Annotated in this window: 15 protein-coding genes; all 15 read left to right on the forward strand. The window is 53.5% G+C overall.

Going from position 1 to position 12,480, the window contains the following annotated elements:
• Positions 1–384: 384 nt before the first annotated feature.
• The 15 genes from Q0499_RS05370 (at position 385) to Q0499_RS05440 (ending at position 12,465) form a co-directional block, all read left to right on the forward strand.
• Entirely contained in the window at positions 385–996 is a 612-nt protein-coding gene (locus Q0499_RS05370) for a DapH/DapD/GlmU-related protein (RefSeq protein WP_299197010.1), read from the forward strand.
• A gap of 120 nt (positions 997–1,116) precedes the next feature.
• The gene (gene phnC, locus Q0499_RS05375) at positions 1,117–1,959 is read left to right on the forward strand and encodes a phosphonate ABC transporter ATP-binding protein (RefSeq protein ID WP_299197011.1); all 843 of its coding nucleotides are present in this window, start codon (positions 1,117–1,119) and stop codon (positions 1,957–1,959) included.
• Between the two features lie 31 nt (positions 1,960–1,990).
• Entirely contained in the window at positions 1,991–3,004 is a 1,014-nt protein-coding gene (gene phnD, locus Q0499_RS05380) for a phosphonate ABC transporter substrate-binding protein (protein WP_299197012.1), read from the forward strand.
• A 68-nt stretch (positions 3,005–3,072) separates the two neighbouring features.
• Positions 3,073–3,870, forward strand: coding sequence for a phosphonate ABC transporter, permease protein PhnE (gene phnE, locus Q0499_RS05385; RefSeq protein ID WP_299197013.1), 798 nt, complete (start codon positions 3,073–3,075; stop codon positions 3,868–3,870).
• A gap of 34 nt (positions 3,871–3,904) precedes the next feature.
• Positions 3,905–4,603 (forward strand): phosphonate metabolism transcriptional regulator PhnF, encoded by a 699-nt coding sequence (gene phnF, locus Q0499_RS05390; protein ID WP_299197014.1) that lies wholly within the window; start codon positions 3,905–3,907, stop codon positions 4,601–4,603.
• The gene (gene phnG / locus Q0499_RS05395) at positions 4,600–5,049 is read left to right on the forward strand and encodes a phosphonate C-P lyase system protein PhnG (protein WP_299197015.1); all 450 of its coding nucleotides are present in this window, start codon (positions 4,600–4,602) and stop codon (positions 5,047–5,049) included. Before phnF ends, phnG begins: the two co-directional genes overlap by 4 nt.
• 3 nt (positions 5,050–5,052) lie before the next feature.
• On the forward strand, positions 5,053–5,658 hold the full coding sequence (gene phnH, locus Q0499_RS05400; RefSeq protein WP_299197016.1) for a phosphonate C-P lyase system protein PhnH: 606 nt from the start codon (positions 5,053–5,055) through the stop codon (positions 5,656–5,658).
• Positions 5,658–6,752, forward strand: a complete 1,095-nt coding sequence (locus tag Q0499_RS05405; protein ID WP_299197017.1) for a carbon-phosphorus lyase complex subunit PhnI — start codon at positions 5,658–5,660, stop codon at positions 6,750–6,752. The genes phnH and Q0499_RS05405 overlap by 1 nt, the downstream gene beginning before the upstream one ends.
• Positions 6,752–7,612: an alpha-D-ribose 1-methylphosphonate 5-phosphate C-P-lyase PhnJ gene (locus Q0499_RS05410; protein WP_299197018.1), complete on the forward strand. Its 861-nt coding sequence runs from the start codon at positions 6,752–6,754 to the stop codon at positions 7,610–7,612. Before Q0499_RS05405 ends, Q0499_RS05410 begins: the two co-directional genes overlap by 1 nt.
• Positions 7,609–8,385 (forward strand): phosphonate C-P lyase system protein PhnK, encoded by a 777-nt coding sequence (gene phnK / locus Q0499_RS05415; protein WP_299197019.1) that lies wholly within the window; start codon positions 7,609–7,611, stop codon positions 8,383–8,385. Before Q0499_RS05410 ends, phnK begins: the two co-directional genes overlap by 4 nt.
• 16 nt (positions 8,386–8,401) lie before the next feature.
• Positions 8,402–9,130 (forward strand): phosphonate C-P lyase system protein PhnL, encoded by a 729-nt coding sequence (gene phnL, locus Q0499_RS05420; protein WP_299197020.1) that lies wholly within the window; start codon positions 8,402–8,404, stop codon positions 9,128–9,130.
• A complete protein-coding gene (phnM, locus tag Q0499_RS05425) occupies positions 9,127–10,263 on the forward strand; it encodes an alpha-D-ribose 1-methylphosphonate 5-triphosphate diphosphatase (protein WP_299197021.1) in 1,137 nt (378 codons plus the stop codon). The genes phnL and phnM overlap by 4 nt, the downstream gene beginning before the upstream one ends.
• A 4-nt stretch (positions 10,264–10,267) precedes the next feature.
• Positions 10,268–10,843 (forward strand): ribose 1,5-bisphosphokinase, encoded by a 576-nt coding sequence (gene phnN, locus Q0499_RS05430; RefSeq protein WP_299197023.1) that lies wholly within the window; start codon positions 10,268–10,270, stop codon positions 10,841–10,843.
• Complete coding sequence (gene phnP, locus Q0499_RS05435; RefSeq protein ID WP_299197025.1) at positions 10,794–11,621, forward strand: phosphonate metabolism protein PhnP; 828 nt, start codon at positions 10,794–10,796, stop codon at positions 11,619–11,621. Before phnN ends, phnP begins: the two co-directional genes overlap by 50 nt.
• On the forward strand, positions 11,611–12,465 hold the full coding sequence (locus tag Q0499_RS05440; RefSeq protein ID WP_299197027.1) for an EamA family transporter: 855 nt from the start codon (positions 11,611–11,613) through the stop codon (positions 12,463–12,465). Before phnP ends, Q0499_RS05440 begins: the two co-directional genes overlap by 11 nt.
• Positions 12,466–12,480: the final 15 nt, after the last annotated feature.

The following is a 12,480-nucleotide window of genomic DNA, read 5'->3' on the forward strand; positions in this document are numbered from 1 at the left end:
ACCATCTGGGCCGGTGCGATGATGATGCAGCATCTGGGCTTTGAGCAGATGCACGACACCCTGATACAGGCGATGGCCAGCGTCTTAGCTGAGGGTAAAGCACTGACCCGGGATATGGGTGGCAGTGCCACTATGCTGGAACTGGGTGAGGCGGTCATGGAGGTTATCGAGCACTGAGCGGGCGACCTCATTGCTCAACGATAAAAAGGCTGATACTTGGTATATCAGCCTTTTCTTTTAGAGGCTGACCTGACGGTTAATCAACACTCTGTTTAAAAACCGCCTGTTGGTCTGCGCTGATCATCTGTGTCGCTCAACTGTCATATTTATTTCATCAATAATCCTTACGCTCTCACCCATTTATCCTATGGAGTGAGAGCGACTATGAAACGGTTATCTGAACAGCCCACCCTCGCGGCTGATGCTCAGGTTATGGATGTTGAGTTTGGACGCTTTAATGAGGTTGGTGAGCGTTGCAAGCTGATGAGTTCACGTCTGGACGATTACGCCTACGTTGGAAATGACTCCGACATCATCAATACAACGATCGGTAAGTTCTGCTCGATTGCCTCCCATACCCGGCTGAATCCGGGCAACCATCCAGTCGAAAAAGCGGCGATGCATCACTTTACCTATCGTAGTTCTATGTATGGTTTAGGTGACGACGATGAGTCTTTTTTTCAGTGGCGTCGTGATCAGCCAGTGAAGATCGGTAACGATGTCTGGATCGGCCATGGGGCGGTGATTCTGGCCGGTGTCACTGTGGGCAATGGTGCGGTGATCGCTGCAGGAGCCGTGGTCTCCAAAGATGTTGAGGATTACACCATCGTCGCAGGAGTAGCCGCCAAGCCGATTCGAAAACGCTTTAGCGACGAGGTGATCAAAGGCTTTAACAGGTTGTGCTGGTGGGACTGGGATGATGCATTGTTAAGTCAGCGGATGGAGGATTTTCGCACGCTGTCCGGTGAAGCGTTTCTGGCTAAGTATCAGAAATAGCATCTGCATCAGCCATCGAACGTATTACACAAAACTGTAAAAAAACTAACATGTCTAGATAACTTCGCTGTCATAAAACCCGCTTAAGCTTGCATGCAATCAGATAGAGGATTGAATTGCATGCCTGCTATTAAAATTTCGGATTTACAGAAAAGCTTCAACCGGGTTCCTGTTCTTAAAGGGGTTTCGATTGAGGTGCAAAAAGGTGAGATGGTTGCCCTGATCGGATCTTCCGGTTCGGGTAAATCAACGCTGATGCGTCATCTGTCGGGACTTACATTTGCTAATCGCAATACTGCATCGCAGGTTGAGGTTCTGGGGCGGAAAGTTCAGCAAAATGGTCGCCCGGCAAAAGAACTGCGGACAACCCGTGCCCGCATCGGGAACGTGTTTCAGCAGTTCAATCTCGTTAACCGCCTCAGTGTGCAAACCAATGTTCTGATTGGTGCTCTGAGCCGGATCCCTACCTATCGCAGTTTGTTGGGCTGGTTTACCAGGGAAGAAAAACTTAAAGCTCTGCAAGCGCTTGAATTGGTAGGGCTGCGGCAGCATGCCCTGAAGCGGGCGTCTGATCTGTCTGGCGGCCAGCAGCAGCGGGTGGCGATAGCCCGAGCGCTGATGCAGGAGGCGGAAGTGATTCTGGCCGATGAGCCGATTGCGTCACTGGACCCGGAATCATCCCGCCAGGTGATGGAGACCCTGCAACGCATCAACCAGGAGATGGGCATCACCGTGGTGGTAACCCTGCATCAGGTTGAATACGCACAGAAATACTGCAGTCGTGCAATCGCCCTGAAAGAGGGTGAGATCTATTTCGATGGTCCTATCGAAACTCTGGATTCCGCTCTGCTAACTGATCTGTACGGCACCTATATACCCGAAGGAACGCAAGGCTCTGAGGCAAATGAATTGCCTCAACAACACTCTGAGTTCGACTTAAATCGTGAACTGAACCCTGTTTAAAACCTGAACTAAAACCCCGGAGCTAAACCCCATGAAACTTAAGCAAGTGTTTTCGAAGCTGGCTGCTGGCCTGGCGATCACTGCGGCACTGACTGGCGTCAGTGCAGCTCAGGCTGAAGAGTTAAAGACGCTGAATTTTGGCATCATCTCCACTGAAACGTCTCAAAACCTGAAAACTATCTGGGTTCCGTTTCTGGCAGATATGTCTAAAAAACTGAATATGGAAGTTAAGCCGTTTTTTGCTTCTGACTATGCCGGCATAATCCAGGCGATGCGCTTCAATAAAGTAGATGTTGCCTGGTACGGCAATAAATCTGCAATGGAAGCCGTAGATCGCGCTGGCGGCGAGATCTTTGCTCAGACCGTTGATGTCACCGGTAATCCGGGTTACTGGAGTGTGCTGCTGGCGTCTGCAAACAATGACAAGCTGAACAGCGTTGAAGATGTTCTCAGTCACAGCAATGAGCTGGCGTTCGGTAACGGTGATCCAAACTCAACCTCTGGTTTCCTGGTGCCTAGCTATTACGTATTTGCCAAGAACGGTGTTGATGCCAAAAAAGCATTTAAGCGTGTTACCAATGCCAGCCATGAAGCTAACTTTATGGCGGTTGCCAACGGTCAGGTTGATGTTGCCACTAACAACACTGAAAACCTTGCACGTATTGCCGTTACTCATCCGGAAATGGTCGATAAAGTGAAGGTGATCTGGAAGTCTCCGCTAATACCGTCTGACCCTATCGTATGGCGTAAGAATCTGGCTGAAGCCGACAAAGGCAAGATCTATGACTTCTTTATGTCTTACGGAAAAACCAATGATACTAAAGAACTGGATATTCTGAAGGACCTGCAATGGGCTCCGTTTAAAGCGTCCAGCGATGATCAGCTGCTGCCTATCCGTCAGCTGGCACTGTTCAAAAACCGCGCGAAGATGATCAACAACTCTGGTCTGTCTGACACTGAGAAAGCAGAAAAAATCAACGAGATTGATGAGCAACTGGCGGTGCTGAACCGTCGTATGGCGGCCCTTCAGGCTGCGGCGCTTTAATTGATCCGACAACTGGCAGCGCTTGTATAAGCGTTGCTGGTTACCTGCTTTTTTAATGGAACCAGACAATGACTACAGATTCATACCTGAATAATGATGCCATAGTCAGCAAGCCATTTAACTGGATGGCGGCGCTGAGCTGGGGTGTGTTATTCGCAATGTTGGGGTGGGGCTGGCAAGGCGCAGAGATGAACCCAATGGTATTGATCCGTGATGCGGGCAATATGGCGGAGTTCGCTGCGGACTTTTTTCCTCCTGATTTTAGTGACATTAAATTCTACCTCGAAGAGATGGTGATCACGATTCATATCGCGCTCTGGGGGACTGCTCTTTCAATTCTGCTGTCTATTCCCTTCGGCATACTCAGCTCTGAAAACCTGATGCCAGTATGGATCTATCAGCCAGTGCGTCGATTGATGGATGCTTCTCGTGCCATCAATGAGATGGTGTTTGCCATGTTGTTTGTTGTGGCGGTTGGCCTGGGGCCATTTGCCGGGGTGCTCGCTCTGTTCATTCATACTACCGGTGTACTGGCAAAATTGTTTTCAGAGGCGGTTGAGGCGATCGATCCTCGCCCTGTAGAGGGGGTTAGAGCGACAGGTGCCAATATTCTTGAAGAGATTCTCTACGGTGTTATTCCACAGGTTTTGCCGCTGTGGATCTCCTATTCTCTGTACCGTTTTGAATCCAATGTGCGCTCGGCCACGGTGGTCGGCATGGTGGGTGCGGGTGGCGTTGGTGTCATTCTCTGGGAGAGCATTCGTGGTTTCCAGTTTCAGCAAACCTGCGCGGTGATGATCGTTATTGTTATCTGTGTGACCCTGACCGACTTGCTGTCCCAGCGGTTACGCAAAGCCTTTATCTGATTATTTTTTTAGCTTTCGGAACTTGTATAGACAAATGGCTATTTACCGCAAAATTGCGACACAACTTAGAGATGAGATTGGCGCTCAATATACCCCAGGCGACTTGTTGCCTCCGGAAAACCAGCTGGCTGACCGTTTCGATGTGAACCGGCATACGGTCCGGCGGGCGATCGATGAACTGGTACAGGATGGACTGGTGCGACGTCATCAGGGACTGGGCTGCCGGGTGGTGCAGAAACCGATCGATTATGCCCTGCATGACCGGGCGGCGTTCTCCCATAACCTGAGCCAGATCGGACTGGGCCTGGAAACCGAGGTGGCCGGGTGCCGGGTGGTGCAGTTACCTGAGGCGCTTGCTGAGCGGCTGGCCTTAGCCGAAACGCCCCGGGTGATTGAGTTGCAGACCCGTCGTTTTATCGGATCAGACCCTGTCTGTCTTATCCGCCACTATCTGTTTGATCTGCCTGATGATGCCCTGAATAACTTTAGTGAGGGGTCGCTGCACACTTATCTGTTGCAGAACTTTGATCTTGAGTTGCAGCGGGGAACCACCCGTTTAAGGGCGCGGATGCCGACTTTTGACGAATGCAATCAGTTAGCCATCAGTCGGGGCGTTCCGGTAATGGAGGTGCATACCCGCAACTATTGTAGGCAGTCCGGGGCACTGCGCGAATATTCCATCGCCCGAAGCCGCAGCGATTACTTTGAATACCGAGTGGAACCAACACCATGAATACTAGTACTGAACAGCGTCAGCGCTGGATCTCTGTATTGGCGAAAGCGCCAACCGAATCCCTGCTTAAGCTATCTGACCCGGTGGTCAGCGATATGCAGTTTGAGCTGATTCGTGAGCCAGAAATAGGCCTGACCCAGGTGCGTGCGCGGATGGGCGGTAAGGGCGATGCATTCAATATGGGTGATATGACGGTAACCCGTTGTGTCGTTCGTAGCCAGGGCGATTCGCTGGGGTTTAGCTATGTTGCCGGGCGTAATAAGCCCCATGCGCTGCGGGCGGCGCAGCTGGATGCGATGTTGCAACTGGCGGATTTCCATCAGCCATTAACCGACATGATTATTGAACCGTTGAATCAGCTGATGCTGAATACCCAGCAGCAGAAACAGCAGGCGACCGCCGCGACCAAAGTTGATTTCTTTACCCTGGTAAGAGGGGAGGACTAACCGATGAACAGTATCGCACTACAGGTCGGTTTTAAAGACGCTGTCACCGATGCACAGCAGGTATTCCGCTCGCTGCTAAAGGTGATGAGCGAACCGGGTGTTATTGAACAACTGGATCAGACGGACACACTGGAGACGCTTTGTCCGGCGGCCTTTTCAACCTGCTTAGCGCTGCTGGATTCGACTACCCGGATCTGGTTAGCCGAATCGTTTGATAACGATAGCGTGTCGAAGAATCTTAGTTTTCACACCGGTTGTCGTCTAACCCGGGATGTCAGCGAAGCAGACTTCGTGCTCTGCCGGGCCGATCAGCTGCCAGCGCTGTCGCAGCTTAAACTGGGGTCGGCTGAATACCCTGACCGGGGCTGCACGCTGCTGGTTCAGGTAGCGCAGTTGTCTGATATAGCGCTGCCGGGGGCAACTCAGTTAACCCTGCAGGGACCGGGCATCCCGGGTCAGCGCAGCATATCGGTGGACTCTCTACCGGCTGAGTTGACCCGCTATCTGACCGAGCGGCCCGATCCATTCCCGCTGGGGTTGGACATCGTGCTGCTGGGGGGTGATGCAGTGATCGCCATTCCCCGAACTACCGTTGTGGAGGTGAACTGATGTACGTAGCCGTAAAAGGGGGCGAAAAGGCGATTAGCGCCGCCCATGAACTACTGGCGAAAGTCCGTCGCGGTGATACCCGCGAAGCGGAACTTTCGGTTAAGCAGGTTGAACAACAGCTGCCGCTGGCGGTTGCCCGGGTGATGACCGAGGGGGCTGTTTATGACCCTGAACTGGCCGCGTTGGCGATCAAACAGTCCGCTGGCGACCTGGTGGAAGCGATCTTCCTGTTGCGCGCCTATAAGACCACACTGAACCGTTTTGGCATCTGTGAGCCGATCAATACAGAAGCGATGCAGATCGAGCGGCGGATCTCTGCGACCTATAAAGACCTGCCCGGTGGACAGGTACTGGGGCCAACCTTTGATTACACCCACCGCCTGCTGGATTTCAGCCTGATGGCCGAGGGTGAATTCAGTGATCCCTCAGACGAAGCTGAAAACCTGACGGCGGTGCCTGAATCGGTATCCAAAGTGCTGGAGATTCTGGAACGGGAAAAGCTGATGGCCAGCGAGATGGATCATCAGCACCAGCCCACCGATATTACCCGCGACCCGATCACCTATCCGGCGGATCGCAGTGCCCGCTTACAGTCACTGGTTCAGGGCGATGAAGGCTTTTTGCTGGCACTGGGATACTCCACCCAGCGGGGTTATGGCCGCAACCATCCCTTTGCCGGAGAGATCCGCATCGGCGAGGTTGAGGTGTCTATCGTGCCTGAAGAGCTGGGCTTTGAAATCGAGATCGGCGCTGTACAGGTGACCGAGTGCGAGATGGTCAACGGTTTTACCCGCCATCGTGATGGTGAGGTGAAATTTACCCGGGGTTATGGCGTGGGCTTTGGTCAGTGTGAGCGTAAAGCGATGGCGATGGCGCTGGTGGACCGTTCACTGCAAGCCGCTGACTATGACGAAGAGGTGGTCTCTCCGGCGCAGCAGGAGGAGTTTGTTCTGTCCCACTGCGATAACGTCGAAGCCGCTGGTTTTGTCTCTCACCTGAAACTGCCTCACTACGTTGATTTCCAGTCAGAACTGGAGCTGTTGCGTCGTATACGGGCTGCTGAGCAGAGTGATTCTGCTAAGGAAACGAACTGATGAATCCACAGACTATTCGGGAAGGCTATAACTTCGCTTATCTGGATGAGCAGACCAAACGGATGATCCGGCGTGCACTGTTGAAAGCGGTGGCTATTCCCGGTTATCAGGTGCCATTTGGTGGCCGCGAGATGCCAATGCCCTATGGCTGGGGTACCGGTGGTATGCAGGTAACAGCGGCGGTGATTGGCCAGACGGATTGCCTCAAAGTGATCGACCAGGGCGCTGACGACACCACCAATGCGGTGAGTATTCGGGCCTTTTTTCGCGATCTTACCGGGGTGAAAACCACCGAGAGAACGGAAGAGGCGACGCTGATTCAGACCCGTCACCGGATTCCGGAAAAGCCACTTCAGGCGGGGCAGGTGCTGGTCTATCAGGTGCCGATTCCTGAGCCGCTGCGGTTTATTGAACCTAGTGAGGTTGAAACCCGCAAGATGCATGCGCTGGAGGATTACGGCGTGATGCATATCAAACTTTATGAGGATATTGCGCAGTTTGGTCATATCGCTACGGCTTACGCGTATCCGGTGCTGGTTAACGGTCGCTACGTGATGGACCCCTCACCGATCCCTAAATTTGATAACCCTAAAATGGATAACTCACCGGCGCTACAGCTGTTTGGTGCCGGGCGGGAGAAACGGATCTATGCGATCCCACCCTACACCGATGTTAAGAGTCTCGATTTTGAAGACCATCCGTTTGAGGTGCAGAAGTGGGAGCAGTGCTGTGCTATCTGTGGCTCTGCTGAGAGTTTCCTTGATGAGGTGATTATGGATGATCAGGGAACCCATGAGTTTATCTGTTCAGACACCGACTACTGTCGTGAGCGGATGGAAAATCTGGAGGTGACAGTATGAACCGTGAACCTATTTTACAGGTCGATAACCTCACCAAACTCTATGCCGCGGGCAAAGGCTGTGAGGAGGTTAGTTTCGATCTTTATCCCGGAGAAGTGCTGGGAATTGTCGGCGAATCCGGCTCCGGTAAATCGACCCTGCTTAGCTGTCTGTCCGCCCGGTTGGCACCAGACCAGGGAGATATTCATTACCTTACCCGCGCTGCAGAGTGGGTCAATCTCTATGGCCTGAGTGAATCACGCCAGCGCCAGCTACAGCGCACCGAGTGGGGTATTGTGCATCAGCATCCCCGTGATGGTTTACGTATGGGGGTGTCTGCGGGGGCTAATATTGGTGAGCGACTGATGGCGACCGGTCAGCGTCATTACGGCAATCTGCGGGATACCGCGCAGAGCTGGATGAGTGATGTGGAGCTGGATATCGCCCGCATCGACGATAAGCCAACCACTTACTCCGGAGGGATGCAGCAGCGGTTGCAGATCGCCCGTAATCTGGTCACCCATCCCCGTCTGGTGTTTATGGATGAACCAACCGGTGGACTGGATGTGTCGGTTCAGGCGCGGCTTCTGGATCTGCTGCGGCAACTGGTGACTGAGATGAACCTGGCGGTGGTGATTGTCACCCATGATCTGGCGGTGGCCCGTTTGCTGGCGCAGCGACTGATTGTGATGCGTCACGGACGGGTGGTTGAAACCGGTCTCACCGATCAGGTGCTTGACGACCCTCAGCACGCTTATACCCAGTTGCTGGTGTCCTCCGTACTGACCTCATAACCCCGGGAATAAAATTATGCAAACGATGATAGAGGTGCAGGGGTTAACCAAGGTGTTCACCCTGCACAATCAGGGCGGTATTAAACTGCCGGTTTTTGATGGTATCGATTTTATCGCTAAACAGGGCGAGTGCACCGTGCTGTTTGGTGAAAGTGGCTCCGGTAAAAGTACCCTGTTGCGTTCACTGTACGCTAACTACCTGCCAACCAGTGGCTCAATAGCGGTGCGCCATCGTGGTGAGATGACCGCTATAACTGGTGCGGCCAGTCAGACTCTGCTGGAGATTCGCCGGGAAACCATCGGTTACGTCAGCCAGTTTCTGCGGGTGATTCCCCGGGTGGCCACCCTGGATGTGGTGGCTCAGCCACTGCGGGAGCGGGGCGTAAACGTTGCCACGGCCCACGCCAAAGCGGCTGAACTGCTGGAACAGCTGCATATTCCGGAACGACTCTGGTCACTGCCTCCGGGCACGTTTTCCGGTGGCGAGCAGCAACGGGTGAATATCGCCCGGGGTTTTATTGTTGATTACCCGATTCTGCTGCTGGATGAACCCACCGCATCGCTGGATCAGCGTAATGCTGCTGTGGTGGTGGATCTTATCCGTCAGGCCCGTAACCGTGGAACGGCTGTGGTGGGTATCTTCCACGATGCTGAGGTACGCGACGCGGTGGCGGATCAGATTTTCCATGTAAATCCTGCCCGCAAAGCAGATGGTTTGCACACGAATGAAGGGGTTTCAGCATGATTCTTACCAACGCACATATCGTGCTGGAAAATGAAGTGATCCAGGGGTCTGTTACGCTGCGTGATGGACTGATCGAGTCGATTGATCAGGGCTCGGTAACGCTGCCCGGTGCTGTCGATTGTGCCGGGGGGTATCTGGTGCCGGGGATGGTGGAACTGCACACCGATAACATGGAAAAGCACTTTACGCCGCGTCCCGGTGTTGCCTGGCCGGGGCTGTCCGCTTTTAAGGTGCATGATGCACAGATGATCAGTGCTGGCATTACCACGGTGTTTGATGCGATCTCAGTGGGGGATGTTATCGAAGGCAGTGAACGGCTGAAAAACCTGACCCGTATGGCGGACGCGCTGAGCGAAAGTCGCAGCCGTGGCTTGACCCGTTCTGATCACCTGTTGCATCTGCGCTGTGAAGTCAGTCATGAAGATACCCTGGGTAACTTTAAGCAGCTGTCAGAGCGGTATCCGCCGCAGCTGGTGTCGGTGATGGATCACACCCCGGGGCAGCGTCAGTTTGCCAGTCTGGAAAAATATCGGCAGTACTATCAGGGTAAGTACAAACTCTCTGATACCGAGATGGAAGTCTTTATTAAACGCCAGACCGAAGCCAGCAGGCTTTATAGCGATCAGTATCGGCGCGATATCTGTGCTATCTGCGATGAACGGGGGATTCCTCTGGCCAGTCATGATGATGCTACCCGTGATCATGTTGCTGAGTCGGTCAGTTTTAACATGGTTATTGCTGAATTTCCCACCACCTATGAAGCCGCCCGTGCAGCTCACGGGCAGGGGATGGCGGTGCTGATGGGGGCGCCCAATGTCGTGCGCGGTGGCTCACACTCTGGGAATATTGCTGCTCATACACTGGCATCAGAGGGGTTACTGGATATTCTCTCCAGTGATTACTATCCCGCCAGCCTGCTGGATGCCGCATTTAAACTTGCCAGCGATGAGAGCAATCAGTATGACCTGGCTAAAGCGATCACGCTGGTGAGCTGTAACCCGGCGAGATCTGTAGGCTTAAGCGATCGTGGCCGGATTGCTCCGGGGTTGAGAGCGGATCTGGTCTGGTGTGAGGCCACCCATGATCACCCCCATATCCGCCATGTGTGGAAAGATGGCCAACGGGCGTTCTGACACTATGTCATATCTATTCTATGTCACCGGTCCGTCGGGCAGCGGTAAGGATTCACTGATCAATGGTTTACGTGACCGGCTGGGGGGTGACCACGCGGTGCTGTTTGCTCACCGCTATATCACCCGGTGCTGGAAAGCGGGAGGCGAGAACCATGTTGAACTGAGTGTCAGTGAGTTTCAGCAGCGTTCGCAATTCGGATTGTTCAGTATGGAGTGGCAGGCGAATAATTGCTGCTACGCCATCGGCACTGAGATTGATAGCTGGCTCAACAGTGGTCATTCGGTTGTGGTGAATGGCTCCCGTGCCCATCTCGAAGAGGCGATCAGCCATTTTGGTGAACGCCTGATACCGATACTGATTATGGTTGATCCGGATAACCTCAGAGAGCGGCTGCTGAATCGGGGCCGGGAACATGCGTCTGAGATCGATGCCCGCATCGCTCGCAACCTGAAGTTTGAACTCAACCTGTATGGCCGTGCAGTCGAGTTAGCTAATAACGGCGATCTGGCGACCGCGGTGGATCGCTTCTATGACATTGTCATGCAGTATGTCGGGACCTGTTGCGATGCTGAAAATTGAGTTTCTCGGCAGTGGTAATGCGGCGGGTGTACCGGTTTGGGGTTGCGACTGTAGTGCCTGTAAGGCGGCTCAGTCTGATCCGAGTAAGCGGCGCAGAGGGGCCTCTCTGGCGATTCATACGGATGAAGGGGTAACACTGGTTGATGCCGGGCTGACCGATCTGGCTGAACGCTTTAGTTTTGACTCAGTAAAGCGGATTCTGCTGACCCATTTTCATATGGACCATGTGCAGGGATTGTTTCATCTGCGCTGGTCAGAACAGCAGAGGTCGATACCGGTATTCCGTCCCGATGACCCTTTAGGCGCGGATGATCTGTATAAACATCCCGGCGTGTTTGAGTTTCAACCCCCGTTTAAGGCCTTTGATTCGGTCGAGTGGCCCGGCTTCAGGGTCGTTGCGCTGCCGCTGATCCACTCCAGAGAAACCTTTGGCTATCTGATCAGCAATGATTGTTATTGTATGGCGTATCTTACCGATACGGCTGGGTTGCCGCCCGACACTCTGAGTTATCTGCAGCGTTATCCGGTGGATGATCTGGTGCTGGATTGCAGCGAGCCTCCCCGGGAATCGATGCCCCGCAACCATAATGATCTGAATGCCGCATTCGATCTGTGGCGACAAAGCGGGGCAAGCCGTCTCTGGCTCACTCATATAAGCCATCGGTTGGATTGCTGGCTGGAGCATTCCGCCGCTACACTACCTGAAGGGGTGTATATCGCCCGGGATGGAATGCTGTTTGAGATAGAAAGGGGTGTTGAGACAGATAATGACACTTGATCCGGAAATTGCCGTCGTCCTGTCGGTTATGATGCATGTCACCTGGAACCTGATCGCCCGCTATCAGTCTGCCAGCGCGTTCCCTTTATGGTGGGTGTTGCTGGTGCATCTGGTAATATTTGCTCCCTGGGGGTTCTGGTCACTGGTGACGCAGGTTGACTGGTCACTCTCGTTTGCCTTGTTGCTGCTGATCTCAGCATCCGCCAACGTGGTCTACTTTATGGGGCTGCGACAGGCCTATCATCATGCTCCGGTACCGCTGGTCTATCCGCTGGTGAGAAGCTCTCCGCTGTTGATCGCCATCTGGAGTGTGTTGTTTCTTGGAGAGACGCTAGGCGTCTGGGCCTGGGGCGGTATTATTGTCAGTGTGGCCGGGTTGTTAATTCTGGCGTTTAGTTCTGGCTCTCCCTCTGATAAACGGGCACTGCCCTGGGCGATGGTGGCAATGCTGGGGACCAGTGTCTATTCGCTGAGTGATAAAGCTGCGGTTGCAAGTCTGCAGAGCTTTGGCGCCATTATTGGTTTTATCTCTGTGGGGTATCTCGCCTCCTGGCTGGCGCTGACATTGTTGCTTTATCGCCAAACGACTGGCTGGCGACCAGAGCGTTGCATCTCTCCATTAGCGCTGCTGGCGGGGGGGGTTTGTATCGGTCTGGCCTACGCGCTGGTGGTATTCGCGATGAAACAGATGCCATCGGCGGTGGTGGTGGCGTATTCCAATGCCGGGATCATCCTGGCATCGCTTATCTCAATCATTTTCTTTCGTGAACGAACTGCCTGGCAGCAGAGGGTTCTTGCCGCTGTCACAATTCTGGTTGGTATTGTCATGATCTATCAGGGGTAGCCGGCGACCTTAGCG

This window comes from uncultured Amphritea sp. (assembly GCF_937127095.1).
GTDB lineage: Bacteria > Pseudomonadota > Gammaproteobacteria > Pseudomonadales > Balneatricaceae > Amphritea.

Excerpts from the sequence above, each read along its gene's own strand:
- Q0499_RS05370 (WP_299197010.1), top strand. The coding sequence starts at position 385 with ATGAAACGGTTATCTGAACAGCCCACCCTCGCGGCTGATGCTCAGGTT.
- phnC (WP_299197011.1), top strand. The coding sequence starts at position 1,117 with ATGCCTGCTATTAAAATTTCGGATTTACAGAAAAGCTTCAACCGGGTT.
- phnD (WP_299197012.1), top strand. The coding sequence starts at position 1,991 with ATGAAACTTAAGCAAGTGTTTTCGAAGCTGGCTGCTGGCCTGGCGATC.
- phnE (WP_299197013.1), top strand. The coding sequence starts at position 3,073 with ATGACTACAGATTCATACCTGAATAATGATGCCATAGTCAGCAAGCCA.
- phnF (WP_299197014.1), top strand. The coding sequence starts at position 3,905 with ATGGCTATTTACCGCAAAATTGCGACACAACTTAGAGATGAGATTGGC.
- phnG (WP_299197015.1), top strand. The coding sequence starts at position 4,600 with ATGAATACTAGTACTGAACAGCGTCAGCGCTGGATCTCTGTATTGGCG.
- phnH (WP_299197016.1), top strand. The coding sequence starts at position 5,053 with ATGAACAGTATCGCACTACAGGTCGGTTTTAAAGACGCTGTCACCGAT.
- Q0499_RS05405 (WP_299197017.1), top strand. The coding sequence starts at position 5,658 with ATGTACGTAGCCGTAAAAGGGGGCGAAAAGGCGATTAGCGCCGCCCAT.
- Q0499_RS05410 (WP_299197018.1), top strand. The coding sequence starts at position 6,752 with ATGAATCCACAGACTATTCGGGAAGGCTATAACTTCGCTTATCTGGAT.
- phnK (WP_299197019.1), top strand. The coding sequence starts at position 7,609 with ATGAACCGTGAACCTATTTTACAGGTCGATAACCTCACCAAACTCTAT.
- phnL (WP_299197020.1), top strand. The coding sequence starts at position 8,402 with ATGCAAACGATGATAGAGGTGCAGGGGTTAACCAAGGTGTTCACCCTG.
- phnM (WP_299197021.1), top strand. The coding sequence starts at position 9,127 with ATGATTCTTACCAACGCACATATCGTGCTGGAAAATGAAGTGATCCAG.
- phnN (WP_299197023.1), top strand. The coding sequence starts at position 10,268 with ATGTCATATCTATTCTATGTCACCGGTCCGTCGGGCAGCGGTAAGGAT.
- phnP (WP_299197025.1), top strand. The coding sequence starts at position 10,794 with ATGACATTGTCATGCAGTATGTCGGGACCTGTTGCGATGCTGAAAATT.
- Q0499_RS05440 (WP_299197027.1), top strand. The coding sequence starts at position 11,611 with ATGACACTTGATCCGGAAATTGCCGTCGTCCTGTCGGTTATGATGCAT.